The organism is Candidatus Microbacterium colombiense (assembly GCA_029203165.1).
Classification (GTDB): Bacteria; Actinomycetota; Actinomycetes; order Actinomycetales; family Microbacteriaceae; genus Microbacterium; species Microbacterium colombiense.
In genome coordinates, this window is record CP119308.1 from 403,274 (window position 1) to 428,009 (window position 24,736).

At 68.0% G+C, this 24,736-nt stretch carries 20 protein-coding genes; 12 read left to right on the top strand and 8 right to left on the bottom strand.

Features of this window, described 5'->3' with window-relative positions:
* Nucleotides 1-68: 68 nt before the first annotated feature.
* The 3 genes from P0Y60_02090 to P0Y60_02100 form a co-directional block, all read right to left on the bottom strand.
* Complete coding sequence (locus P0Y60_02090; protein ID WEK61578.1) at nucleotides 69-1,073, bottom strand: hypothetical protein; 1,005 nt, start codon at nucleotides 1,071-1,073, stop codon at nucleotides 69-71.
* A gap of 7 nt (nucleotides 1,074-1,080) precedes the next feature.
* A complete protein-coding gene (locus P0Y60_02095) occupies nucleotides 1,081-2,925 on the bottom strand; it encodes a substrate-binding and VWA domain-containing protein (GenBank protein WEK61579.1) in 1,845 nt (614 codons plus the stop codon).
* Nucleotides 2,926-3,052: 127 nt separating this feature from the next.
* On the bottom strand, nucleotides 3,053-3,871 hold the full coding sequence (locus P0Y60_02100) for a shikimate 5-dehydrogenase (GenBank protein ID WEK61580.1): 819 nt from the start codon (nucleotides 3,869-3,871) through the stop codon (nucleotides 3,053-3,055).
* Nucleotides 3,872-4,242: 371 nt separating this feature from the next.
* Here P0Y60_02100 and P0Y60_02105 point away from each other — a divergent pair, with 371 nt between their 5' ends.
* From P0Y60_02105 to P0Y60_02115, 3 genes are all read left to right on the top strand, one after another.
* Nucleotides 4,243-7,506: a hypothetical protein gene (locus P0Y60_02105; protein ID WEK61581.1), complete on the top strand. Its 3,264-nt coding sequence runs from the start codon at nucleotides 4,243-4,245 to the stop codon at nucleotides 7,504-7,506.
* 43 nt (nucleotides 7,507-7,549) lie between these two features.
* The gene (locus tag P0Y60_02110) at nucleotides 7,550-9,034 is read left to right on the top strand and encodes a SpaH/EbpB family LPXTG-anchored major pilin (GenBank protein WEK61582.1); all 1,485 of its coding nucleotides are present in this window, start codon (nucleotides 7,550-7,552) and stop codon (nucleotides 9,032-9,034) included.
* Between the two features lie 91 nt (nucleotides 9,035-9,125).
* Nucleotides 9,126-10,040 carry a class C sortase gene (locus tag P0Y60_02115; GenBank protein ID WEK61583.1) on the top strand — a complete coding sequence of 305 codons (915 nt, stop codon included), beginning with the start codon at nucleotides 9,126-9,128 and terminating at the stop codon, nucleotides 10,038-10,040.
* On the opposite strand, the gene P0Y60_02120 is transcribed toward P0Y60_02115, so the two are convergent.
* Nucleotides 10,041-10,826 (bottom strand): GntR family transcriptional regulator, encoded by a 786-nt coding sequence (locus P0Y60_02120; GenBank protein WEK61584.1) that lies wholly within the window; start codon nucleotides 10,824-10,826, stop codon nucleotides 10,041-10,043.
* Nucleotides 10,827-11,502: 676 nt separating this feature from the next.
* Between P0Y60_02120 and P0Y60_02125 the strand changes: the two genes are divergently transcribed.
* Nucleotides 11,503-11,709, top strand: a complete 207-nt coding sequence (locus tag P0Y60_02125; protein ID WEK62840.1) for a cold-shock protein — start codon at nucleotides 11,503-11,505, stop codon at nucleotides 11,707-11,709.
* A gap of 106 nt (nucleotides 11,710-11,815) precedes the next feature.
* Here P0Y60_02125 and P0Y60_02130 read toward each other — a convergent pair whose 3' ends face one another.
* Nucleotides 11,816-12,481: an HAD hydrolase-like protein gene (locus P0Y60_02130; protein ID WEK61585.1), complete on the bottom strand. Its 666-nt coding sequence runs from the start codon at nucleotides 12,479-12,481 to the stop codon at nucleotides 11,816-11,818.
* A gap of 165 nt (nucleotides 12,482-12,646) precedes the next feature.
* Between P0Y60_02130 and P0Y60_02135 the strand changes: the two genes are divergently transcribed.
* Nucleotides 12,647-12,985: a response regulator gene (locus P0Y60_02135; protein WEK61586.1), complete on the top strand. Its 339-nt coding sequence runs from the start codon at nucleotides 12,647-12,649 to the stop codon at nucleotides 12,983-12,985.
* 21 nt (nucleotides 12,986-13,006) lie between these two features.
* On the opposite strand, the gene nucS is transcribed toward P0Y60_02135, so the two are convergent.
* Together nucS and P0Y60_02145 are read right to left on the bottom strand one after the other, a co-directional pair.
* Nucleotides 13,007-13,702, bottom strand: a complete 696-nt coding sequence (gene nucS, locus P0Y60_02140; GenBank protein ID WEK61587.1) for an endonuclease NucS — start codon at nucleotides 13,700-13,702, stop codon at nucleotides 13,007-13,009.
* A 37-nt stretch (nucleotides 13,703-13,739) separates the two neighbouring features.
* Complete coding sequence (locus tag P0Y60_02145) at nucleotides 13,740-14,975, bottom strand: MFS transporter (GenBank protein WEK61588.1); 1,236 nt, start codon at nucleotides 14,973-14,975, stop codon at nucleotides 13,740-13,742.
* A gap of 60 nt (nucleotides 14,976-15,035) precedes the next feature.
* Between P0Y60_02145 and P0Y60_02150 the strand changes: the two genes are divergently transcribed.
* The gene (locus P0Y60_02150) at nucleotides 15,036-16,097 is read left to right on the top strand and encodes a LacI family DNA-binding transcriptional regulator (GenBank protein WEK61589.1); all 1,062 of its coding nucleotides are present in this window, start codon (nucleotides 15,036-15,038) and stop codon (nucleotides 16,095-16,097) included.
* Between the two features lie 58 nt (nucleotides 16,098-16,155).
* Here the strand turns inward: P0Y60_02150 and P0Y60_02155 are convergent, their stop codons facing one another.
* On the bottom strand, nucleotides 16,156-17,649 hold the full coding sequence (locus tag P0Y60_02155; GenBank protein WEK61590.1) for a hypothetical protein: 1,494 nt from the start codon (nucleotides 17,647-17,649) through the stop codon (nucleotides 16,156-16,158).
* 222 nt (nucleotides 17,650-17,871) lie between these two features.
* Between P0Y60_02155 and P0Y60_02160 the strand changes: the two genes are divergently transcribed.
* The 6 genes from P0Y60_02160 to mnhG are packed head-to-tail and all read left to right on the top strand — an operon-like array spanning nucleotide 17,872 to nucleotide 24,139.
* Nucleotides 17,872-20,817: a Na+/H+ antiporter subunit A gene (locus P0Y60_02160; protein ID WEK61591.1), complete on the top strand. Its 2,946-nt coding sequence runs from the start codon at nucleotides 17,872-17,874 to the stop codon at nucleotides 20,815-20,817.
* Nucleotides 20,817-21,356, top strand: a complete 540-nt coding sequence (locus P0Y60_02165; protein WEK61592.1) for a Na(+)/H(+) antiporter subunit C — start codon at nucleotides 20,817-20,819, stop codon at nucleotides 21,354-21,356. Before P0Y60_02160 ends, P0Y60_02165 begins: the two co-directional genes overlap by 1 nt.
* Nucleotides 21,353-22,906 (top strand): Na+/H+ antiporter subunit D, encoded by a 1,554-nt coding sequence (locus P0Y60_02170; GenBank protein ID WEK61593.1) that lies wholly within the window; start codon nucleotides 21,353-21,355, stop codon nucleotides 22,904-22,906. Before P0Y60_02165 ends, P0Y60_02170 begins: the two co-directional genes overlap by 4 nt.
* Nucleotides 22,903-23,487, top strand: coding sequence for a Na+/H+ antiporter subunit E (locus tag P0Y60_02175; GenBank protein WEK61594.1), 585 nt, complete (start codon nucleotides 22,903-22,905; stop codon nucleotides 23,485-23,487). The genes P0Y60_02170 and P0Y60_02175 overlap by 4 nt, the downstream gene beginning before the upstream one ends.
* Complete coding sequence (locus P0Y60_02180) at nucleotides 23,484-23,753, top strand: monovalent cation/H+ antiporter complex subunit F (GenBank protein WEK61595.1); 270 nt, start codon at nucleotides 23,484-23,486, stop codon at nucleotides 23,751-23,753. The genes P0Y60_02175 and P0Y60_02180 overlap by 4 nt, the downstream gene beginning before the upstream one ends.
* Nucleotides 23,750-24,139, top strand: coding sequence for a monovalent cation/H(+) antiporter subunit G (gene mnhG / locus P0Y60_02185; GenBank protein ID WEK61596.1), 390 nt, complete (start codon nucleotides 23,750-23,752; stop codon nucleotides 24,137-24,139). Before P0Y60_02180 ends, mnhG begins: the two co-directional genes overlap by 4 nt.
* Nucleotides 24,140-24,736 lie beyond the last annotated feature (597 nt).

Here is a 24,736-nt window from a genome sequence, read left to right on the forward strand (position 1 = left end):
CCGGTGCTTGCGCGGGGTGTCGGGGCCGAGGTCCGAAGTCGTGCACGAGCGCTAGGCCCGACGCCGCATCACTCCCCGGAGTTGCTCTTGAACTGACGCTCCCAATCGCGCAGCTCGGAGCGTCCGATCAGCGAGTCGAGCGACACCTGGAACATCAGGCCCTTGCGCGCGTTGACCTGCTTGATGTTGTCGACGATCTGCGTCGAGACTGCGGTGAGAGCCTCGCGCACCTCGCCGATGCGCTCGTCCGGCGCGTCCCACAGCTCGGGATGCGTGAGCAGATCGAGCAGGTAGTCGCGGTCGAGCGCCGCCACGAGCCGTGCCAGCTTGTCGGAGTACTCGGCCTCGGCCAGCGAGCTCTGGTGCTCGCCGGCCTTCGCGCCGAGCCGTGCGAACAGCTGCTCGACGTGCGAGGCGAGCGCATCGATGCCTGTGGCGGTCTCCGCGGCGACGGGATGGCCCGGAAGTCCCGCGTAGTCGACCCGCAGCTCGCGCAGGCGGTCCACGCGCGCGCGGATCGCCGGGGGCATGCCGCCCTCGATCGCGACGGGGGCCCTGCGCCGCCGGCGGGCGAGCACGCCGATGGCGGTCACGGCGACGGCGACGACGACCACGCCGCCGATGACGCCGGGCACCAGCAGTCCGGCCGCGCCGTCGCCGCCGGACGGAGCATCCGGCATCTCGGCGGAGATCTGCTGCACGGTCTCGGTGAGCGCGGTCTGCACGTCGCCCCCGGCCGCCGTCTCGTTCTGGTTGGCGATGCGCATGGCCTCGTCGCCGTCGATCGCGACCGAATCCGCCTGCAGGTCGCCGTCGAGCGCGATCACGACCGTCTTGTATCCCGACGACCCGGTGATCTGGTCGAGCACCCAGGTCGAGTAGGGGTTGTCGAGCTTCGCATCCGCGGGCAGCACGACCACGGCGATCGATCCGTCGGCCGGCACCGTGCTCTCCAGTGCCGCCTGCAGTTTCGCTGCGCCGGCGACCTCGGGCGACACGTAGACGCTGTTCGTCTGGAGGCCCGACAGGGCGTCGTCGACCAGGCTGTTCCCGGATGCTGCGGCGATGTTCATCCGCACCTCAGAAGTTGTTGATGACGGAGGCGAAGACGAGGTCGATCCGTTCGGCGTTCGAGGCGTCGAACATCTGACCGCCCGTGACATCGGCGATGCGCTGCAGTGCGGAGGTGTCGGCGCCCTCGCCGTAGGCGATGGGGAAGATGCGCACGGGCGCGTCGCCGCCGCCCTCGCCCGAGCTCTTCCCGATCTTCGCGATCAGCGAGTCGAGCGAGGTCGTCGAGTCGGTGTCCTCACCGTCCGAGAGCACCACGATCGCGTTGATCCGACCCGGCTCCGCGCGCTCGCTCATGGCCTCATAGGCGGTGAGGATCGCGTCGTAGAGCGGGGTGCCGTTGCGCTGGGCGTAACGGAGATCGGCGAGCGAGGAGTCGAGCTTCTCGCCGTCGGAACCGAGCGCCGTGACGTCTCGCAGCACCTCGATGCCTTCACCGGCACGCGAGGAGACCCCGGTCGTGAAGGCCCAGACACCGACCTCGTCGCTGGAGCGGAAGTGTCCCAGCGTCGTCTGCGCGCCTTCGATGGCGCCGTCGAGGCGGGAGCGTCCGTCGCCGATCGGGTCGTCCATCGAGCCTGAGATGTCGATGAGCTCCAGCACCGATGAGGGCTTGCGCACCTGGGTCCACTGGTCGATCGCGGTCGAGATCACGTCGACGTCGGGCTTCGGAAGGGTGACGGCCGGCTGCGCGGGATCGACGCCGTAGTTCGCGGTGAACAGATCACCGAGCGGCACCGACTCGTCGAGCGGTCGGAACCCGAAGTCCGGAAGGATCTTCTGCGCGGCGGTCGTCTGCAGGAACGCGGCGAACGCCTCGCCGGCCGTGCGCTGCTGGGCGGTCACCCAGTCGGCGCCGAGCACGGTGACCGGGTTGTCCGACCACATCGAACCGCCCTCCGGGTAGACCGCGACGAGCTTGGTCTTGGGTGGAGTCAGCGTCTCGCCGGGCTGCACGGTGTGCGAGTCGGGGTTTCCGGTGTTGTAGTTCAGCAGCGAGGTCTCCTCGAGCGCCACCGCCGACACGTAGGCCGATCCGTCCGCCCCGTTCTGCGTCTCGTCGTAGAGCGTCGAGAGCACGTTGCCCGTGGTGTCGCCGTAGTGGATCACGCACTCCTCGAAGACGCGGGAGAAGTCGGCTGCGGCATCCACATCGGCCGAGGTGAGACCCTCCGCCTTGCCGGATGCCTCGTACGACTGCATCAGGATCGTCGACAGGCCCGTCGTCGAGGTGTTGGGGTTGGTCTTCGAGATCTTGAACGCACCCCAGATGTCCTTGCCCACGCTGCCCCAGCCGGCAGGATCCTGGCACAGGCCCTCGAGGTCGGTGATGCTGATGGGCTGGTCGGGCCAGCCGAGCGCCTCGGCCATCGGCTGGGGCATGCCGAACACGACGGGGGTGCGGGTGAACGACGCGGGCTCGCCGACGACGTTCTGCGAGGCGGCAGCCGCGACGCGGTCGGTCCAGACGGTGGATGCCGGCGACCACAGTGTCGGCCACAGTTCGGGGTCGTCCGAGGGCCACTCGTCGCCCGAGGTGAGATATCGCGCGGCGTTGCCCGACGACACATTCGTCGGCCGCACCGTGGCGCAGGTGTCGAGACCCTTGTGCTCGGGCGAGTCCTTGAAGGCGGAGGCCAGCTCGTCGAGCATGTTGACCTTCTCCGACGAGGTGGCGACGGTGATGTGCGTGCAGCCGTCGTCGGGGAAGCCCTGACCGGTGCCGTCGGTCGTGCCGGTGTCGTCGCTGCCGGTGCAGGCGGCCAGCACCAGGGCGGTGACCACGGTGAGCGCGAGCACGGCGGGCGTGCGGCGGCGAGCGGACGACGATCGTGCGATGCGGTGCGCGGTCATGGGCCTAGGCTACCCAGATATCTCGCGGCCCGGCACGAGAACGTGCGGTCAGACGATCGCCGTGCTCCCCTGCAGCTTGCCGCTTCTTGGAGCTGTGTGAGCCCTGCGAGGCGGGGCATGCGGGCGCTCACTGCGCCCGCATGTACTCCTCGGCCGCCTGCACCTGCGCGGGCGAGGGGCGGATGCCGGTGTACAGCACGAACTGCTCGAGCGCCTGGAGGGTCGCCACCTCTGCGCCGGTGATGACGGTCTTGGACGCAGCGCGGCCCGCGTTCACCAGCGGCGTCTCCGCCGGGAGCGCCACCACGTCGAACACGACGGAGGCCCCGGCGATCGCCTCGCGCGGGAACGACAGCGCATGCTCATCGGATCCGCCCGCCATGCCGATCGGTGTGACATTGACCAGGATGTCCGCCGTGACGCCGTCGACGTCGGCCCGCCAGCCGAAGCCATACAGATCGGCGAGGCCGCGCCCCACCTCCTCGTTCCGAGCCACGATCGTGACGCTCTCGAATCCGGCATCGCGGAACGCCGCCGCCGTCGCCTTCGCCATTCCGCCGGAACCGCGCAGCAGGACCGACGAGGCGGCGTCGAGGGTATTCCGCTCGATCAATTGGGCGATCGCGGAGTAGTCGGTGTTGTACGCGGTGAGCACGCCGTCGTCGTTCACGATCGTGTTCACCGATTCGATCGCCGTCGCCGACGCATCCATGCGGTCGACCAGCGCGATCACGTCTTCCTTGTACGGCATCGAGATCGCGCAGCCCCGGATGCCGAGGCCGCGCACCCCGGCGATCGCCTGGGCCAGATCGGTGGGCGCGAAGGCCTTGTAGATCCAGTTCAGATCGAGCGCCTCATACAGGTGGTTGTGGAAACGGGTGCCGTTGTTGCTCGGCCGCGCCGAGAGCGAGATGCACAGCGTCATGTCCTTGTTGAGCGTGGTCACCGCCCCAGGTTACTCGCGTGCGCAGCTCGCCGGCGGCCCCGGCGCAGGAGCTGTCCAACCCCCAGAAGGGGGGATGCGAGCGCGGCCGAAATACTGGCTGATCTCTCTGAACATCCGCATGAATCCGGACGATATTCCGGCGTAACCAAGGCGATACCTCGGCGCCGCCCCGGCGGGGTGACGCGGCGGATACGTTCTTGCACGCAGTGATGCTGGCGGCGTCATGGATGCCGATATGCCGGCATTCGACTGCGGAACGGATCTGGGGAGAGAGCATGAGAACAAGCGCGCATTCGCGATGGAGGTCGGCCGTAGTCGGCGACCGACGCGGCGGCAGCACAGGAGTCACGGCCCGACGTCGGCTGCTCGCGATGACACTGGTGGCGGCGTTCGCGGTCGCCGGATTCGGATCGGCGGCGCTCCTGTCGCCCACCGCGGCCATCGCCGCACCCGGAGACCCGTTCGACCCGTCCGTGGGACGCGTCTTCGTCGCCCAGGATGATCCGACGCGCCTCTACTCGGCGGTTCAGGGCGCCGGTGCGATCTCCTTCCAGCCTGAGGGCGCCGTATCGGGCATCGGCTACAACGCGATCGGATACAACACCACCGACAACTATCTCTACGGGCTGCGCCGCGACGACGGCTCGCGCACGGTCCTCCTTCGAATCGGACAGGGCGGAGTCGTCACCTCTCTCGGCGCCGTGTCAGGGCTGATCGCTCCTCCCGTCGGAGAGGTGTTCAACCAGGGGACGTTCGGATCGGGTGCCACGGCTCACGTGCTCTATGTGCGTGGCTCGCAGGCCTCTTCGAACCAGCTCTGGGCGATCAACACGACGACGCGTGCCGCGACCGCGATCACGTTGTCCGCCGCCGTGCCGAACCTCTCAGACCTGGTGTGGAAGGACGGATTCCTCTGGGGCATGTTCAGTAATGATGCGATGTATCGCATCGATCCGACGACGGGTCAGGTCGCGTCCTGGGCGACGGGGCTCGGGCTCAACACGGCCTATGGGGCGCAGTGGGTCTACGGGAACGGGAACATCGGGCTGTCCGCCAACACCACCGGAACGATCTACCAGGTGTCCATCGCGAATCCGACATCGGCCGCGCCGACGTTCGCACTCCTCTCGACGACCACCGGACCCGCATCCGCGAACAACGACGGCACGGCCGTCGCCGGGATCGACGTCGACTTGGGCATAGTGAAGACGGGCCCTGCGGTCTACGCGCCCGGTGCGGCGATCACCTACACCCTCACTGTCACGAACCACGGCCCCGGCGTCTCGTCCGGTTTCCAGGTGACCGACCCCCTGCCTGGCGTGATCACGGGTGGTTCCTCTCCCACAGCGGGGTGCGTGGTCACGACGGGCACTCTCCGATGCGCGCTCGCCGGACTGACGGTCGGTGCGACCAAGACGATCACCGTGAATGGCACGGTGGCCGCCGGAACGACCGGTCTCCTCACGAACACCGCACGGGTGATCGGCAACGAGCGCGATCCCAACCCGGCCAACGACCTGAGCACGACGACAGCGGCGTTCTCGGCGGGGTTCCGCTGCACGGCGGATGTCGTCTACGGCGTCACCTCCACCGTGACCACGGCGGCGATCCTCGGGATCAACCGCACGACGGGCGCGACGGTGCAGGAGGGGGTCTTCGCGACGGGCTTGCCGATCATGCTCAACGGTCTCGGCATCTCGGCCGATGGGCGGTACGCGTTCGCGGTGTCGCAGTCGGGATCGAAGCTGGTGTACCGCTACGACACGACGACCGGTACCTCGAACCTGGCGGGCACGATCCCTGAAGCGGCGGCGGCGACTCTCTACATGGGCGCCGTCAACCCGTCGAACGGGCTCTACTACGTCGGGGCGAACGACGGATCCCAGCAGGTCTTCTACGCCTTCGACACGGCGACGAACACCTCGCTCGGTGAGCGGTTCCGTCTGCCGGCGCCGATCACGGGATCGACCTACAGCGACCTGACCTTCGACAGCCAGGGTCGCGCGTACATCTCCAGTTCCTCGGGCAACGGAACGCCGACGGGGAATCGACTTCTCGTCATCGAGACGCTCCCGACGGACGGCAGTGTGGCCACGACCCGGCCTCTCGCGAACCTCGAACCGTCGACCGCAGGCTTCCAGGGCATGGCCTTCGGCAGCGATGGCTACCTCTACACGCAGCACATCGGCGTATCGAACCGAGTGCTGACCCGCATCGATCCCAACTCCGGTGCAGCGGTCTCGAACGCGATCATCCAGAATCCGAACGGCACGACGAACACCACGGTGAACGACCTCGCCTCGTGCAGCCTGCCGGGCACGATCACCGCGCAGAAGAACATCGCGGATCGCCACACGGCGGGCGATCAGTTCACGGTGACGATCACCGGCAACGGCGTCGCGATGGGGAACAGCGGAACGACGTCGGGAACGAGTACGGGGCTCCAGGGTTCTCCGGCAGCGTCCGCCGGCCCCGTGGTCGGAGTGCCAGGACGCACGTACACGATCACGGAGACTCCGAGCGGTGGCACGTTGCCGGCGAACTACCGGAGCAGTTGGGAATGCCGGAACGCAAGCGCGGGCGGTGCGGTCATCGCAGACGGAAACGGAACGAGCGGTACGGTCACGATGCCGCCGGCGACCCAGCCGGGTTCGCACATCGTGTGCGTCTTCACCAACATCCCGATCCCGACGTGGACGATCGTGAAACAGGCGTTCCGCGGCATTGATGCGCTCGATGCCGGGTCGACCGTGCAACCGGGTGACGAGATCACGTACCGCGTGACCGCCACGAACACCTCGGCGACACCGGTGACGGCGGTCGTGTTGACGGATGACCTCTCCGACGTGCTCGACGACGCGGTCTTCGTCGCCGGCTCCGCGCAGCTGGCCATCACTGCCGGTGCAGCGGTTCCGGTGGCGGATCCGGCGGGAAACGTGCTGAAGGCCGGCCCGTTCGTGCTGCCGCCGTCAGCCACCGCGACGCTCACCTACCGCGTGACGGTGCGGGACGATGCCTGGTCATCGACTCTGCGCAATGTGGCCACCGCCGCGGGCGGCACGCCGGGCGAGCCGACGCCTCCGCAGCCCTGCCCGACGGATTGCACGACGACCCAGATCACACCATCGCCCGTGCAGATCCAGAAGGTCGGTGAAGCGTCGACGGGATCGGTGGTGCCCATGGACGGTTCACAATGGGCGATCTTCGGCGCCGCGACCGGAGGGATCGCGCTCGTGGATCCTCTGTCGCCCGCACTCTCGGGCGGAGCTCCCGTCACTGGACTGTTCCGGGACGTGACATTGACAGCCGGGACGTACTGGCTGGAAGAGACGCGCGCGCTCGGCGGCTTCGCGTTGCTGTCGCAGCGGATTCCCTTCACGGTCGCACCGTCGGGAGACGTGACTCTGGGGATCACGGCCGGAACGAACGTGACCATGGTCGACCTCGACGGTGTCGCGACGATCCGCGTCGAAGACGTTCCCGCCCTGGACCTGCCCGATGCCGGTGGCCCCGGCGTCGCAGGCATCTATCTGATCGGCATCTCGCTGGTCGTCTCCGGCGCGCTCGCCGGAGCCTTCATCATCGTGCGACAGCGGCGGAGAGCATCCGTCGACATCCACGAACCACATGCGTGATCACTCACGCGCTCACCAGACCCGAACACGAGGGGAAGAAGAAATGACAACCATCAACACGACGAGGCGGCGCCTCGGGGCCGGTCTCCTGGCCGGGGCCATCGCGGTGGCTCTGGGGCTGGCTGCGGCTGCACCCGCGTCGGCCGCACCACTGGTCGATCCGGACGCCATCGGCTCCATCACGGTGCACAAGCTGCAGGCGCCCGATTCGCCGACCGGCCTGCCGAACAACGGCACACCCGTCGATACGACCGGTCTCACTCCGCTGGCCGGGGTCGGGTTCCAGGTGCGGCAGGTGACCGGAATCGATCTGTCGACGAACAGCGGATGGGCGGACGCCTCCACGCTGTCGGATGTATTCGACGCGGCTGACGCTGAGGGCTCGATCACCGACGCCGGGTTCGCGCTGGCAACAGGTTCGTCGCTGGTGACGGATGCCGCGGGCCAAGCGGCATTCACCGGTCTGCCCGTCGGTTTGTACCTGGTCGAGGAGACGAGCTTCCCGGCCGGGGTGACCCCGTCGGCGCCGTTCCTCGTGTCCGTGCCGCTCACGGATCCCGAGAACCTGGACGCGTGGCTGTACGACGTGCACGTGTACCCGAAGAACGCGATCACCACCGCGACGAAGACCGTCGAGGATGCCGATGCGGTTCAGCTGGGCGATCACGTCACGTTCACGATCACGTCCGACATCCCGAACGTCGATCCGATCGACGGCTTCCGGATCGTCGATGTGCTCGACCCGAAGCTCGACTACGTGGCGTCGACGGTGACGCTCGCGGATGGCACGTCGATCACCGAGGGTACCGACTACACGATCGTCCATACTGCCGGCACGAACGCGGTGACGGTGGAGTTCACCGCAGCCGGCCGGGTGGTGCTCGCCGAGAACAACACGACGCAGGTCGTCGTCGACATCGTCACCACGGTGAACACGATCGGCGAGATCGCGAACCAGGCCCTCATCTACCCGAACGCGGCCTCCCTCGACATCGAGCCCGGCGAACCGGGCGGTCCGACCACGACCCCCGAGGTCGAGACGCGCTGGGGCAACATCACGCTCGAGAAGGTCGGCGAGAACAGCGCGCCGCTCACCGGCGCCGTGTTCCAGGTCTTCACCTCCGCGAGCGACGCCGCAGCGCAGACGAACCCTGTCGCACTCGACGGCGAGACCGAGTTCGAGGTGACCGCCGCCGACGGTACGCTCACGATCGCCGGGCTGCGCTACAGCGACTTCGCCAACGGCGCCACAGTCGCGCCGGGAGATGCAGGCTACCTGCAGTACTTCCTGGTCGAGGTGCAGGCGCCGGACGGATACGAACTCCTCGCGCAGCCGATCGAGTTCACGATCTCGGCGGCGACGACCGCAGCCGGCATCGATCTGACCGTGACGAACGTGCCCCACAACGGCGGCTTCCAGTTGCCGTTCACGGGCGGTACCGGCTCCGGCCTGCTGTACCTGGTGGGCATCGGCCTGATCGCCGGTGGCATCGTCTTCCTCGTCGTCAAGCGACGCCGGAACGCGTGATCTCCCACTGGTGACGGACCCCACACCGTCACCCGAGGGGGCGGCCTTCTCCCCGGCCGCCCCCTCACCTTTCGATCGAGAAGGATGCGCGATGGTCGATACAGTGGTCAGCGATGCTCCACGTCGTTCTGAGGAACAGCGTTCTCACGCGCGCTCCGGACGGCGGTGGTCGCCCACCAGCGTCGTCGTCGCCCTCGTCGTGGTCTTCGGGGCCGGCCTCATCGCATACCCTTCCGGTGCGACGTGGATCAGCGATCTGACCCACGCATCCGTCGTCTCCGGCTACGCGCAGGTGGTCGACCTGACCGGCGAGACAGAGCTCGCTCAGCTCCGGGCCGATGCCGTCGACTACAACGCGAGCCTTCCCGACGGCCCGCTGCGCGATCCCTACGTGCTGAACGCGCAGGGCGGATCCGACGATCTCGAAGACGGGCGCACGGACTACCTCTCGCAGCTGTCATTGCGCGCCGATGCGCCGATGGCGCGGATCAGCATCCCGGCGATCGGTGTCGATCTCCCGGTGTATCACGGCACGGATGATGCCACCCTGGCACGCGGCATCGGGCACCTCTACGGTTCTGGTCTGCCTGTCGGAGGGGCGGGGACGCACTCGGTGCTGACCGGTCACTCGGGAATCCCCGGCGCGAGTCTGTTCACTCGACTGGATGAGGTGCGGATCGACGATCTCTTCACGATCGAGGTCGCCGGGGAGACCCTGACCTATCGCGTCGATCGCATCGAGACCGTCCTGCCGGACGACGGCGATCACCTCCGCCAGGTCGCGGGCCACGACTACGTCACCCTCCTGACCTGCACGCCCACCGGGGTGAACACCCATCGTCTGCTTGTTCGAGGGGAACGGGTCACCACTGCTGCAGGTGCGGATGCCGAGACCGCGCTCGCGGCGTCGGCACCTCCGGGCATCCCATGGGACGCGATCGCCGTGCTCGTCGGAGGGCTCGGCATCGCGTTCACCATCGCACGACCGCGCCCGACGCGTCGCTGATCAGCCGAAGCCGAGGTCGGGAACGACGCTCTCGTTCAGTGGTCGCAGAGCGTCGCCGTCACCGCTTCGTCCGACACGGGAGAAGAACGCGACCCGATCGGCACGGAGTGCGACGGTCGAGAAGCACAGAGGAGTTCCCGACTCGTCGTACATGACCTGCTCCAGGCTGAGCAGAGGGCTCAGGGGAAGCACACTGAGCCGACGGGCGACCGACTCGTCTGCGAGCATCGCACCGATGAGGAACTCCGACGACGAGAGCGTCAGGCCCCCGTTGTGCAGGAACTGGTAGATGTTGTGCCCGAAAGGCGCCGTCTCCAGGGCCGCACTCTTGGGCAGCACGAAGTAGTTCGTGGACACGGCACTCGCGTAGTCGCCCGGGGCGGCGAGGTACTCCACGCGCAGCACCTGAGGACCACAACCCGGCATCCGCACCAGTGCGACGGGCGGGGTGGCGATGATCGTGCGATCGACGACGCGGGGATAGGTGGACTGCTCCGGAATGACATCGACACCGTGGAACTCGTAGAGACCGAACACCGAACCGATGTCGGCATGCGTTCCGACGCCCTGCTCGCGGCTGACCACTCCCGTGGTCTTGAGGTCTTGAAGCACGTCGCGCACGACCGCCCGGCTGGCGCCGTAGTCGCGCATCAACTCGTGCTCGCGGGGGAGCTTCCCATCGGGGAAGTTTCCGCGCACGATGGCCGCGCGGAGAAGAAGGGCCAGTCTGCGTCGGTCGGCGTTGCCCGAAACTTCGCGGAACTGCGGGGAGGAGTCTCTCAACACAGGCGCCATCATAGATTCGAAATCGTGGTCTGGATAGGCCCACAACTCGCGGATTCGGGGGAGACGGGCGACGGAGGTGCCTCCGTGCTGTTCGCCCTGTCTCCTCCCGAAACCTGCGATCCTTGCGGATCAGTTCCCCGACCTTCGCCGACCCCGCCGTCTGGAACAAGATTCCATGGCGGGCTCGGGCTTCCTCCCCTATGGTGAAGGTGCATGCACAAGGGGATCAGATCGTCACCGTCATCCCCAGAAGACGGGCAGCCTTCCCCAGAGGCTTGACGATCCGTGCATGCGATTGGGCCCTCTCGAGTAGTTCAGTCCCCAATGGACTATTCGAGGGGGCCGCTGTCGACCATCTTCGCATCATTTTTCGATTTTGTCCCCCATTTGGGGGACAAAGATTGAAAAGAGGGTCTATGCTGGAATCTGACGCACCCTCCGGTCGTCTTCGGCCCTCATCGCTCCCCCCGCGGTGAGGGCCACACCATTTTCCGGGCGCCTTCGGAGCGTCCGAGGCTGGGCTCCGGTCCGCCCGGGCGTGTCGCGCCGATTCCGCTCATGCAACATTTGGGTTACCTTCTGTCACCTGCTCTTCCCCTCAGCGCCTCCTCCACTAGCGTTAGCGATGTCGGGGCATCCCTGCGTCGGCTTCTTCACCCAGCAGAACAGGCAGTACATGAGCACCCAGGGCACGGTTAAGTGGTTCAACTCGGAGAAGGGCTTCGGCTTCATCTCCCCCGACGACGGCGGCGCTGACGTTTTCGCGCACTACTCCGCCATCGAGTCATCCGGCTACCGGTCTCTTGAAGAGAACCAGCGAGTCGAGTTCGACGTGGCGCAGGGCCCCAAGGGCCTGCAGGCTGAGAACATCCGCGCTCTCTGAGCCGGACAATGCACTGAACTCCCCGACCGGGAGCCGCATCATCGCGGCGTCCGGCGGGGAGTTCTGTGCTTTCAGGCCTGGTTCGAGACGTGCGGCCGCGCGTCGGTCAGCGCAGGAGCAGGGCGCGTAGTTCGTCGACGGTGGATGCGCGGAACGCCGCATCGTCGCCTTCGTGCTGCTCGCTGAAGCCCCACTCGACGAAGATCACCGGCACGTCGTTGGCGTTGCCGCCCTCGACGTCGTGGTGACGATCTCCGATGAGCACGGGGCGCGAGACGTCGGCGCCGAGTGTCGTGAGCCGTCGCAGCGCCTCGGCCACGATGTCGGTCTTCGACGCCAGCGTCGACTCGTCGGGGGTCGCGCCGACGGTCGTGAGGAAAGACGGACGCAGCCCGAAATGATCGATCAGCGCGTCGACCTGATTCTCCGGCTTCGAGCTCGCGGTGGCCTGCGGCACCCCCGCAGCGTGCAGTTCTTCGATCAGCCCGGTCACCCCGGGGTAGGTCGCGACGTCGGTCGTGTACCCGTCGGCCTTGCCGAGCGTGCGGTAGAACGCGACCGCTTCGGCCGATTCGACGGGCGTCATGCCCGCCTGGTCCTGGAAGGACTGGAACATGGGCGGTCCGATCCAGTGGGTCAGCTCTTCCCGCGTCGGTGCCGGCTTCCCGAAGTGTGTCAGAGCGACGTTGAGCCGGCGGAGGATGCCCACCGAGGCGTCGACGATCGTGCCGTCGACGTCCCACAGCACGCAGGAGTAGGGGGAAGAGGCCATGCCTCCAGCCTATGGGCACGGCGGACCGGTGATCTCTCCCTTCCGGGTGTGCTCCTGCACCGATGGGCGATCGAGCCGGTTGTCCCCCATCCCTGTCAGAGGCGACAACCCCCGCCTCGGGGGCATGACAGGCTCAGACCCTCGCGTGAGAATGGAGGGGTGTTCGTGTCGGTGGAAGTCATCACGATGCTCGCGTGCGCGGTGTCGATCATCGTCGGCCTCGTGAGCGCGTGCGGCTGGATCGTCAGCCGGATGGATGCGCGATTCGCGCAGATGGATGAGCGGTTCGAGCGGATGGACGCGCGGATCGACGAGAAGTTCGCGGCACTGGAGAGCAGACTCGACGCGAGGATCGATCGGGTCGAGGAGCGGATGGACCGGATCGAGGAGCGGATCGATCGGGTCGAGGAGCGGATCGGCGGCGTCGAGCACGAGCTGTCCGAGGTCAAGATCGCGATCGCGCGGCTGGAGGGCCCGACGCGACGGCTCATCCCGGTGCGATGACGGGGGCGTCTTGGCGGCGGGTCAGAAGAGACGCGGGATGCCGGACTCGATGCCCTTCATGTCGTCGTAGTCGAGCACCAGACAGCGGATGCCGCGGTCCTCGGCGAGCACGCGTGCCTGAGGCTTGATCTCCTGCGCGGCGAAGACGCCCTGCACGGGGGAGAGGTGCGGATCGCGGCCGAGAAGCTCGAGGTAACGGGTGAGCTGTTCGACGCCGTCGATGTCGCCGCGACGCTTGATCTCGACGGCGATCGCTGCACCGTCGGCGTCGCGCACGAGGAGGTCCACCGGGCCGATCGCGGTCGGGTACTCGCGGCGCACGAGCGTCGCGCCCTCGGAGATCCGGTCGACCTGTTCGGCGAGGAGGCGCTGCAGGTCTGCCTCGACGCCGTCCTTCTGCAGTCCGGGGTCGATGCCGAGCTCGTGCGAGGAGTCGTGGATGATCTCGTAGATCTGCACGCGCAGCGCATCGCCCGTCTTCTTGTGGGTGACGCGCCAGACCTCGACGACGCCGGCGCTCGCTTCTTCCTCGCCGGGCTCTTCGGGGGCGAGGGAGCAGGGCGGGCTCATCCAGTTCAGAGGCTTGTAGCTGCCGCCGTCCGAGTGCACGAGCAGACTCCCGTCCCCCTTGTGCACGAGCAGGCGCGTGGCAAGCGGGAGATGGGCATTGAGCCGACCGGTGTAGTCGACCGAGCATCGGGCGATGACGAGACGCATCCGTCGAGCCTAACGGCATCCGGGGTGCGGCATGCGCTCAGTCCGCCGGGGCCGCTACGGGTGTCTTCTCGTCGGCGCGGAGCGGGCGGGCAGCGCCCGAGAACAGACCCGACGCCACGACGAGCGCGACGAGGATGAACAGCGTGTTGAGCAGGCCGATGTGCTCGCTGATGAATCCGAGCACCGGGGGTCCGCCGAGGAAGGCCACGTAGCCGATCGTCGCGGCGGCGCTCACGCGCGCGGCCGCCTTCGCGGGGTCGTCGGCCGCGGCGGACATCCCCAGCGGGAAACCGAGCGAGGCGCCGATGCCCCACAGTGCCGCGCCGACGAGCACCAGGGGAAGGTTCGGGGCGAGGATGAAGAGAAGGATTCCGGATGCCGCGGCCACCGCGAGGATCCGCAGCACGACGACGCGGCCGAAGCGGTCGACGAGGGGCCCGCCGAACAGTCGGACGACGGTCATGCCGACCGAGAACACGGCCAGCGCGACAGCGCCCGTTCCGGTGGTGAACCCGTGCCCCTGTTCGGTGCCCAGGGCGATCCAGTCGTTCGCGCCGCCCTCGGCGAACGCCATGCCGAGCATGACGACGCCCAACAGGTAGGTGCGCGGCTCGCGCCAGGCTTCGAGCGCGACGTGCATCCGCTCGCGCCAGTGCGGCTTCTCGGTCTCGGCGGGATCGAGCGCGGCCTCGCGCGACGGCACCTGGGTGAAGCACACCACTCCGAGCACCGCGATCAGTGCGCCCATGATCGCGGCGTGCGTGGCCACGGTCAGCGTGAGGTGTGCGGCGAGGGCGCCGATGCCGGCCCCGATGACCGTGCCGAAGCTGAAGAACGCATGGAACACCGGAAGGATCGTCTTGCCCATCTGCTGCTCGATCGCGGTCGCCTCGACGTTCATCATCACGTCGAGGCTGCCGTTGCCGAAGCCGAACAGCACCATGCCGGCGAGCACGACGGGGATCGAGGTGAAGACGGTCGCCCCGAGGCCCACGAGGGTGATGCCGATCGCGAAGAGCAGGATGGTGAGGAGCATGCCGCGCCGCGCACCGGTGCGCGCCATCACCGCGGGGCTCGTCGAGATGCCGATGATCGAAGCCGCGCCCATGCCCAGCAGGATCATCCCGACCTGTGCGTTGTCGAGACCGAGGTCGGCCTTGATGCTCGGTACGCGCGACGCCCAGGTGGCGATCGAGAGGCCGCTCGCGAAGAAGATCGCGAAGATGGCGGCGCGCCAGCGCACGAACTGGGAGCGAGTGAGGACGGGTTCCATGTCGCACAGCTTATCGAATCGATTCGACTCCGGGTGACGAAAGAGAGCTATCCTCGAAGTATGAGCAGTCATGAGACGCCCCGGCGCGCGACGATCGCTGATGTCGCACGCGAGGCGGGAGTGGCGACCTCGACGGCCTCCGTGGTCTTCAGCGGCAAGGCCAAGGTGGCCGCGGCCACCCGTGAACGCGTCCTCGCCGCGGCGGCCGAGCTCGGATACGCGGGTCCGGATCCCCGCGCGGCGTCGCTGCGTCGCGGTCGCAGCGGGATCGTCGCGGTCGTGCTGGAAGGTCATCTCCGCGCCGCGTTCCTCGATCCGGTGACGACGGCGATGATGGACGGCTTGACCGATGGCCTGGCCGAGCTCAGTGCCGGCATCCTGCTGATGCGTGATGAGCCGGGCGAAGACGGGTCCGCCCTGGCCAGCGCACCGGTCGACGCCTTCGTGCTGATCGGATGCTCGGGACGCACGCGCGCCTCGCTGGAGGTCGTGCGCGGCCGTGGGCTCCCCGTCGTGGTGATCGAAGGCGACGCGGGCGACGGCATCCCGCGCATCACCCTCGACAACACCGCCGCCGCCGCGGATGTCGCCCGGCATGTGCGGGATCTCGGGCATCGCGACGTCGCGCTCGTCACGCTGTCGCCGGATGCCGAGCGTCAGCGGGGGCTGCTGACCGACGAGCGTCTCGCGACCGCCACGGTCGACGTGACCATCGACCGCCTCGCCGGCATGCGCGAGATCTTCCCGGATGCGCCGGCCATCTCGGCCGCCGGCAGCCTGATCGACGAGGGGCTCATCGTCGGACGGATGCTGCTCGAAGATCCAGCGACACGTCCCACTGCCGTTCTCGCCCAGAGCGATCTGCTCGCGGTCGGCGTGATCCGGGCCGCCGAGGAGCTGGGGCTGCGGGTGCCGGAGGATGTCTCCGTGGCAGGCTTCGACGGCATCGCGGTCGACGGCCTCGGCGCGCAGACCCTCACCACGAGCGTGCAACCCGCGGTCGAGAAGGGGCGAGCGGCGGGCGAGCAGGTCGCCCGGATGCTGCGGGGCGAGCAGGGCATCACGCAGCACCTGACCTGCCGGTTCCGCGCCGGAGAGACGACGGCTCCGCCCCGTTCATGACGGGGTGACGCTGCGCCGGGTGGCTCAGCTCTGTGGCGGGCTCAGCTGTGTGGCGGGCTCAGCTGTGCGGCGGGCCCAGTGGCAGGGGTCTCGAGCCGAAGTCGAGGATCCGGTAGCGCCCACAGTCGATGACCCGATCGGGCTCGATCTCGAGCGGAAGCTGCCAGGTCACGGTCTGCGCATCCTCGATCAGGAACGACACTTCGCCGACGTCGAGATCGGTGCGGTTCACCAACCAGGCGTATCCGTTCAGCTGGTGATCCACCTGTACGAGCTGGGCCGGATCATCGAGGTGCAGCTTGGGGAGCCGCACGGTCCAGAACTGGCCGGCGCCCGTGCGGCCGGAGGCGTCGACCCAGTCGGTCACGCAGGTGAGGTCGGCATCGGTTGCCTGAGCGGCGGAGGCAAGACGAGGGATGCTGACCAGGGATCCGACCACCAGCACGACGGCTGCGGCCGCGACCACGAGGCGGGCCCGGATGATCGGGAGTGCACGCGGGGCCGCGACGAGCGCGAGCACCGGGGCGAACGCGAGTGGTTGGAGGTAGCGGGCCGCGTGGGTGCCCAGCGCGATGGCGCCGAGGAGCACGAGCACCGGGATCACCCATGCGGCCAGGGCGGCGACGCGTTCGGACGGTTCCTGGACGCGGGTCGAGCGGATCACCGCGAGAACGAGCAGCGTCGCCGTGAGGAGCGTGCCGATGATGCCCAGAGGCGTCGACAGGCGGTCGCCGAGGAGTCCGGCGTAGTACCCGACGGACTCGACCCAGCGCTCGGGTTGGGCATAACCGGCCCCGGTGTTCGCGATCCATGCCGCGAACGGAATGCGTCCGACGAAGCCCAGTGCGGTGCCGCCGATCAGGACGGCGAGCGGCAGCAGCATCCGTCTTCGGGAGGCGGGGCGTCGTGCCAGGAACGCCAGGACGACCGCGAGCGGAACGGTCGCCCAGACCGCGAAGAGGGGGTTCGAGAGCGTCGCCGGCGTCGCCACCGCCGCCAAGGCGACGAGCAGGCCGATTCCGCGCTTCTCCCTCGCGACGAATCGGCGGATCAGTCCGACCGCGAGCACGACCGCGATCACCGTCGTGGAGTAGTAGGTGGTTGTGAGCAGCAGTGAGGCCAGCTCGAGGGCATCCCGCGAGGCGGAGGTCTCGGTCATCGCGAGCACCCCGAAGGCCGCCGTCGCGATCAGCGTCCACGCCACCGGCGCTGTGCCGCTGCGGCGTCTGCCCGCCGCCATCCGCAGCGCCGCGTAGAACAGGAGCAGGTTCACGACGGCGTTGGCAGCGAGCAGGCCGTTCACATCGAACGGCAGGAGCAGATCCAGGCCGGCGAACACGGCGGTCTCGGGCAGGAAGAGCACGCTCGACATCGCCCAATGCGAGGGGGAACCCGACAGCGTTGACTGCGCGAACATCGCCACGATGAGGGAGTCGCCGTCTCGGAACAGCAGCTCGGAGCGAGCGGATGCCGCGACCTGAGCGCTCACGATCAGGGCGAGAGCCAGGGCGGCGAGCCACCCGGTCAGCTCGCGCACCCACACCCGTGTCATGCCCGCTACTCTGCCACGGCCCGCCGGGCCGAGATGCCGTCTGAATGATCTCTTTTCGCCGATTTCGATAGGCAGAATGTTGCGTCAGGGCGGCGAAACGAGCCATTTCACCGCCTGCTGATCGAAGACCGCGCACCTCAACGCCTCAATCGCCCGGTAAACTAGGGGTGACCTGCCCGCCTGTGCCGCCTCCCGGCCGACGAGCCCCAAGGAGCCGCGTATATGCTGACGCTCCTCGCCGTGTTCCTCCTCGGGTCGCTGCTGATGCCCGTGCTGGTGCGCTGGTTGGGCGCGCAGGCATTCGCGATCGCCGCGCTCGTTCCCGCCGCCGCCTTCGTGCACGCGCTCGTGATGACGCCGCAGGTGCTCGACCCCGCGGCCACGCCGTTCGAGTCGGTCGAGTGGATTCCGCAGCTCGGCTTGAACCTCTCCATGAACATGGACGTGCTGGGCTGGGTGCTGACGCTCATCGTCACCGGCGTCGGCGCGCTCGTGCTGCTGTACTGCCGCTGGTACTTCCACGACGACTCCGCGGGAATCGGCCAGTTCGCCGCAGTGCTGCTGGGCTTCGCCGGAGCGATGTACGGTCTCGTCCTCACCGACGATCTCGTGATGCTCGTGATGTTCTGGGAGGTGACGAGCATCCTCTCGTACCTCCTGATCGGCCACTACCGACGGCGCGCGGCCAGCCGTCGTGCCGCGCTGCAGGCGCTGCTCGTGACGACCCTCGGCGGGCTCGTCATGTTCGTGGGCGTCGTGCTGCTGGTCGTCGACGCCGGCACCTCCAGCATCCGGGAGATCCTCGCGCTCGCGCCCACCGGTCCGATCGTGGATGCCGCGATCGTGATGCTCCTGATCGGCGCCATCAGCAAGTCGGCGCTCTTCCCGTTCCACTTCTGGCTGCCCGGAGCGATGGCCGCGCCCACTCCTGTCAGCGCCTATCTGCACGCCGCTGCGATGGTGAAGGCCGGTATCTACCTGATCGCGCGTTTCGCCCCGATCTTCGCATTCAGCGGCCCGTGGCGCCCGATCGTCATCAGCCTGGGCATCATCACGATGCTGCTCGGCGGCATCCAGGCGCTGCGCGAGACCGACCTCAAGCGCATCCTCGCCTTCGGAACCGTCAGCCAGCTCGGCTTCTTCGCGATCGTCGTCGGCTACGGCACCCAGGCGTCGGCTCTCGCCGGCCTCGCGCTCGTGATCGGACACGCGCTGTTCAAGTCGGCGCTCTTCCTCATCGTGGGAGTCATCGACCGGCAGTTGTCGACCCGTGACATCAACGAGCTCTCCGGGGTCGGTCGGCAGGCACCGGTCATGGCGACCGCGGCATTCATCTCGGTCGCGTCCATGGCAGGCGTGGCGCCCACGCTCGGATTCGTGGCGAAGGAGTCGACGCTCACCGCCCTCCTCGACGACGCCCTGGCCGGCTCGCCCTGGGGTCTGATCGCGATCATCGGCGTGGTTCTCGGTTCCATGCTCACCGCGGCATATGGCGTCCGCTTCCTGTGGGGAGCGTTCTGGACCAAGCGCGACGAGCGCGGCGACCGCCTGCCCGACACTGCATGGCCCGACCCGCCGGTGGGCTTCCTCTCGGCGCCGATCATCCTCGCCGGTGCGACGCTCGCCGCCGGCATCGGCGCCCCGGCGCTCGACGTCGCCCTGCACGGATATGCGGTGACCGCCACCCCGGGCCTCGACGCCGCCGGGGAGGCGACGGAAGGCCCCGGCCACCTCGCCCTGTGGCACGGGTTCGAACCGGCGCTCGGCATCTCGATCCTCTCGATCCTGCTCGGATTCGGCCTGTTCCTCCTGACCCGCCGCACCGGTTGGGACCGCAAGGCCCGTCTCATCCCGTTCACCGCCGCCGACGTGTACTACCTCGTCGTGCGCGGCGTCGACCGACTGTCCGTGCTGAGCACGACCCTGACCCAGCGCGGTTCGCTGCCGGTGTACGTCGGCACGATCTTCGTGGTGTTCGTCGCCGCGGAGGTCACGGCTCTCGTGGCGAGCGACATCGACCGATTCCAGCTGTCCGCCTGGCACACGCCTGCCCAGATCGTGGTGGCGCCGATCATGGCGGCGGCCGGCATCTTCGCCGTCCGTGCCCAGAAGCGCTACACCGGCGTCGTGCTCGTGTCGGTCACCGGGCTCGGCATGGTCGCGCTGTTCGCGACGAGCGGCGCCCCCGACCTGGCGCTCACCCAGATCCTCGTCGAGACCGTCACGATGGTCACGTTCGCCCTCGTGCTGCGCCGGCTTCCCGCCCGCATGGGCGAGCACAATGCCTCGGTCGGCCGCATCCCGCGCGCTCTCCTCGGCATCGGTGTCGGCCTCACGATGGCGCTGATCGCCGTCGTCGCCACCCAGTCCCGCGTCGCCGACCCGATCTCGGCGGCGTTCCCCAAGCTCGCCTACGAGATCGGACACGGCAAGAACGTCGTCAACGTCGCCCTGGTCGACCTGCGTGGCTGGGACACCATGGGCGAGCTGTCGGTGCTCGTGCTGGCGGCGACCGGCGTGGCATCCCTCGTCTTCGTGACCCACCGCGCCGACCTGCTCGCCGCCACGCGCACGCTGCCCCGCGCGACCAGGAAGGCCGCGCGCAGCCGGCCGCTCGTCGAGACCACCGAGGGCATCCGCTTCCAGACCGTCGAGAACCAGGCCAGCCCCCGTGCGTGGCTCGTGGGCGGTCAGAAGATGAAACCCGAGAACCGGTCGATCCTGCTCGAGGTGATCGTCCGCATCCTCTTCCACACGATCATCGTCGTGTCGATCTTCCTGCTCTTCGCCGGACACAACCTCCCCGGCGGCGGATTCGCCGGCGGTCTCGTCGCGGGAATGGCCCTGGTCATGCGCTATATCGCGGGTGGACGCTGGGAGCTCGGCGCGGCAGCCCCGACCGATGCCGGACGCCTCCTGGGCGCGGGTCTGATCCTCGCGGTCGGCACGGCCGTCATCCCCCTCTTCTTCGGCCTCGCGCCGCTCACCAGTTCGTTCTGGGAGTGGGAGATCCCCGGCATCGGACACATGGAGTTCGTCACCTCGACCATCTTCGACATCGGCGTGTACCTCGTCGTGATCGGCCTCGTGCTCGACGTGCTGCGCAGCCTCGGCGCCGAGGTCGACCGTCAGGCGCAGGACATGCGTGAGCGGGGGGTGAGCGTCTGATGGATGTCTCGCTGACCCTGATCGTGATCATGGCCATCCTGTTCGCGTGCGGTGTGTACGCGATGCTCGAGCGCAGCCTCACCCGCGTGCTCATCGGCTTCCTGCTGCTCGGCAACGCGACCAACCTGCTGCTGCTGATCGTGATGGGCGTTCCCGGTAACGCGCCGTTCTACGACGCCGAGGGCGATGTGAGCGACCCGCTGCCGCAGGCGCTCACCCTCACCGCGATCGTCATCACGTTCGCCGTCTCCGCGTTCCTCCTCGCCCTCATCTACCGCTCCTGGCAGCTCGGTCAGGCCGACACGGTCGAGGACGACGAGGCCGACATCGCTCTGCGCGAGCGCACCGACGCCGACGAAGACCTCATGGACGACGAGGGTGACACGGACGACGACGAGGCCACGACCGACTTCGTGGGCGTGCAGACCGCTCCCATCACCGTGCTTCACATGAGAGACCACTCCGCCATTCAGGACGACGCCCCCACCGACCTCCCGTCCCGCCCCTACACCGGCAACGATGAGGAGGACCGCCCGTGACCGCGCTCGTCCCCCTGCTCGTCGGGCTGCCGCTGCTCGGCGCGGCCATCACCCTCATCTTCGGGCGCAATGCCCGTCTGCAGGTCGCCGTCACCGTACTGACCCTCGCAGCGGTCTCGGTGATCGCCGCCGTGCTGCTCGTGGCCGTGGATGCCGGTGAGCCGCTCGCGGTCTCGGTCGGCGGATGGCCGGTGCCCTTCGGCATCGTGCTCTACGTCGATCGGCTAGCCGCCCTCCTCGTGCTGATCTCGAGCATCGTGCTGCTCGCGGTACTCCTCTTCTCGATCGGCCAGGGTGTCGCGGACGGCACCGACGAGACCCCGATCTCGATCTTCAACCCCTCATACCTGATCCTCGCGGCGGGCATCTTCAACGCCTTCATCGCGGGTGACCTGTTCAACCTCTACGTGGGCTTCGAGATCCTGCTCGTCGCGTCGTACGTGCTCATCACGCTCGGCAGCACCGAGTCGCGCATCCGCACCGGCGCGGTCTACATCGTCGTGTCGCTGGTCTCGTCGATCCTCTTCCTCGCCGCGATCGCCATGATCTACGGGGCGCTCGGCACCGTGAACATGGCGCAGATCGCCGAGCGGATGACCGAGCTCCCGCAGGAGACGCAGCTCGTGCTGCACCTGATGCTGGTCGTCGCGTTCGGCATCAAGGCGGCCATCTTCCCCGTGTCCTTCTGGCTGCCCGACTCCTACCCGACCGCTCCGGCCCCCGTCACCGCGGTGTTCGCCGGCCTGCTGACGAAGGTCGGCGTTTACGCGCTGATCCGCACCGAGACGCAGCTCTTCGCCGACAACAGCATCGACACCCTGCTGCTGATCATCGCGCTCGCAACCATGATCGTCGGGGTGCTCGGCGCCGTGGCACAAGCCGAGTTGAAACGCATCCTGTCGTTCACCCTGGTCAGCCACGTCGGCTACATGATCTTCGGGTTGGCGATCGCGACCCCTGCGGCGATCGGCGCGACGGTGTACTACATCGTTCACCACATCGTCGTGCAGACCACCCTCTTCCTCGCCGTCGGTCTGGTGGAGCGTCGCGCCGGCAGTACGTCGATCCTTCGCGTGAAGGGGCTGCTGAAAGTCGCACCGGTGATCGCCGTGCTCTACTTCATCCCCGCGATCAACCTGGGCGGACTGCCGCCGTTCTCCGGATTCATCGGCAAGTTCGCGCTCTTCGAGGCCGCGGCATCCGTCGGCACGCCCCTCATGATCGTGCTGATCGTCGGCGGCATCGTCACCTCCCTGCTCACGCTCTACGCGCTGATGCGCGCCTGGAACCTCGCCTTCTGGCGCGAGGAGGAGGACTCGAGCGAGACCGAAGGACGCATCTCGTACCTGGGCAATGCACCCGCGGCAGACGAGCAGCAGGAGCGCCGCCGCATCCCGAAGATCATGACGTATGCCACGGCGGGCATGGTCGCGGTCACCGTCGCGCTCACGGTCTTCGCCGGACCGCTGTACGCGCTCTGCGACCGCATCGGTGCCACGCTGCTCGAGCCGGTCAGCCTGGTGCAGCTGCAGGATGAGGTCGACGGATGAGCGCCGCGGGCAAGCGCCACCTCTGGCGGGACATCGGGTCCCAGCTGCCGTTCCTCGCCTGGCTCGTCGTGCTGTGGATGCTGTTGTGGGCGCAGTTCACGGTGCTGTCCTTCCTCACCGGACTCGTGGTCGCGATCTTCGTGACGCGCGTCTTCCGGCTGCCCACCGTCGCCCTCTCGGGACGGATCAACATCTGGTACGCGGCACTCTTCGTCGTGCAGTTCCTGTTCGCAGTGCTGCAGGGCGCGCTGTACGTGACCATCCAGGTGTTCGACTTCCGCCGTCAGCCTGGCGCCGCGATCATCGGGGTACCGCTGCGCTACGCCGACGATCTGGTCATGACGCACGTCGCCGTCACCGCCTCACTGATCCCCGGGTCGCTCGTCGTCGAAGCCGATCGCGACCGCCGCATCCTGTACCTGCACGTGATCGGCGTGCGCAACGCGAGCGACGTCGAGAAGCAGCGCGAGGGTGTGCTGGTCTGGGAGCGGCGCATCGTGCGCGCACTCGGAAGCCCGGCGCAATATCGTGCTCTCCGGGCTGACGAGCGTGCAGGATCGCTGAAGGGCGGTGCTCGATGAACGTGCTCCTGATCGCGATCATGGTGGTGTTCGGCATCGCCGCCATCCTCACGCTCGTGCGGATCGTGCGCGGGCCCTCGATCCTCGACCGCGCCGTCGCCTCCGACGTGCTGCTCACCGAGGTGATGTGCGTGCTCGGTGCCGAGATGGCGATCAACGGGCACACCCGCAACATCCCGGTACTGCTGATCATCGCCGCGATCGGGGTGTTCGGCTCGATCGCGGTCGCACGCTTCGTCGCGAGAAGGGACAATACGGCACCATGAACGTCTTCGGCCTTCTGATCCCCGACGCCGTGATCGATGTGGCGGTGCTCGTGCTCATCCTGCTCGGCGCGGTGCTGTGCCTCTCGGCAGCCGTCGGACTCCTGCACTTCCGCGACGTGCCCTCACGCCTGCATGCGGCGACCAAGCCCCAGGTGCTCGGGCTGGTCTTCATCTGCCTCGCCATCGCACTGTCGCAGCGCAGCGTCGGCGGCATCCTGCTCGGTCTCGTGCTGGTCGCCCCGATCGTGCTCATGCAGTTCGCGACCGCGCCGCTCTCGGCCCACATGGTCGGACGCCAGGCCTACCGCAACGGCACGACCGAGCAGCGCGTGCTGGTCGTCGACGAGCTGGCCGATTCGAAGCAGACCCCGCCCGCCGCCGGCTAGTCGCCCGCGCTGTCGGGGGCCTGCGTCCGTCAGTTCATAACTCCTCAAACTTCCAGCGAATGGGCGGCCTCAGCCCCGAAGTCAGTCCCTCAGCGCCGGTTTTTGAGGAGTTGTGAACCAGTCCTGAGCGGCACCACTCCTCCTGCACACCGACGGGCCGCGAGCTGGTTGTGCGCATCGGGCGTTTCGCGCCCCGGCTCACCCCAGAGTTCTGCACACTTCGGAGGTGCCCCCGAAGAGTAAGTCCGTCGCGCAGCGCGTTGCAGACACGTATGACCGCACAGTTTTCACACGGGCCGACCTGCGTGTCGTGGGGATGTCGGGTCGGGAGATCACCGACGCCGTTCGTCGTGGTCACCTGATCCGTGTGCGAAGAGATCGCTACCTCCGCACGTCCGCGAATCCGGAAGTGATCGAGGCCGTCCGTATCGGAGGTCGGCTGTCGTGCTTGTCGCTCCTCAAGACTCTGGGCGTCTTCGTACACCGCTGCAGCAAGACTCACGTCTTCGTCGAACCGGGGACATCGCGGATCCGCCCCGGGGACCCGCAGCATGTGGTGGTGCACTGGAATGCCGTGGCAGATGCAGAGGCACCCCT

What these genes read in the sequence shown, in the direction of transcription:
- P0Y60_02090 (WEK61578.1), bottom strand. Translation starts at nt 1,073, where the DNA reads ATGAACATCGCCGCAGCATCCGGGAACAGCCTGGTCGACGACGCCCTG.
- P0Y60_02095 (WEK61579.1), bottom strand. Translation starts at nt 2,925, where the DNA reads ATGACCGCGCACCGCATCGCACGATCGTCGTCCGCTCGCCGCCGCACG.
- P0Y60_02105 (WEK61581.1), top strand. Translation starts at nt 4,243, where the DNA reads ATGACACTGGTGGCGGCGTTCGCGGTCGCCGGATTCGGATCGGCGGCG.
- P0Y60_02110 (WEK61582.1), top strand. Translation starts at nt 7,550, where the DNA reads ATGACAACCATCAACACGACGAGGCGGCGCCTCGGGGCCGGTCTCCTG.
- P0Y60_02115 (WEK61583.1), top strand. Translation starts at nt 9,126, where the DNA reads ATGGTCGATACAGTGGTCAGCGATGCTCCACGTCGTTCTGAGGAACAG.
- P0Y60_02125 (WEK62840.1), top strand. Translation starts at nt 11,503, where the DNA reads ATGAGCACCCAGGGCACGGTTAAGTGGTTCAACTCGGAGAAGGGCTTC.
- P0Y60_02130 (WEK61585.1), bottom strand. Translation starts at nt 12,481, where the DNA reads ATGGCCTCTTCCCCCTACTCCTGCGTGCTGTGGGACGTCGACGGCACG.
- nucS (WEK61587.1), bottom strand. Translation starts at nt 13,702, where the DNA reads ATGCGTCTCGTCATCGCCCGATGCTCGGTCGACTACACCGGTCGGCTC.
- P0Y60_02145 (WEK61588.1), bottom strand. Translation starts at nt 14,975, where the DNA reads ATGGAACCCGTCCTCACTCGCTCCCAGTTCGTGCGCTGGCGCGCCGCC.
- P0Y60_02150 (WEK61589.1), top strand. Translation starts at nt 15,036, where the DNA reads ATGAGCAGTCATGAGACGCCCCGGCGCGCGACGATCGCTGATGTCGCA.
- P0Y60_02155 (WEK61590.1), bottom strand. Translation starts at nt 17,649, where the DNA reads ATGACACGGGTGTGGGTGCGCGAGCTGACCGGGTGGCTCGCCGCCCTG.
- P0Y60_02160 (WEK61591.1), top strand. Translation starts at nt 17,872, where the DNA reads ATGCTGACGCTCCTCGCCGTGTTCCTCCTCGGGTCGCTGCTGATGCCC.
- P0Y60_02165 (WEK61592.1), top strand. Translation starts at nt 20,817, where the DNA reads ATGGATGTCTCGCTGACCCTGATCGTGATCATGGCCATCCTGTTCGCG.
- P0Y60_02175 (WEK61594.1), top strand. Translation starts at nt 22,903, where the DNA reads ATGAGCGCCGCGGGCAAGCGCCACCTCTGGCGGGACATCGGGTCCCAG.
- P0Y60_02180 (WEK61595.1), top strand. Translation starts at nt 23,484, where the DNA reads ATGAACGTGCTCCTGATCGCGATCATGGTGGTGTTCGGCATCGCCGCC.
- mnhG (WEK61596.1), top strand. Translation starts at nt 23,750, where the DNA reads ATGAACGTCTTCGGCCTTCTGATCCCCGACGCCGTGATCGATGTGGCG.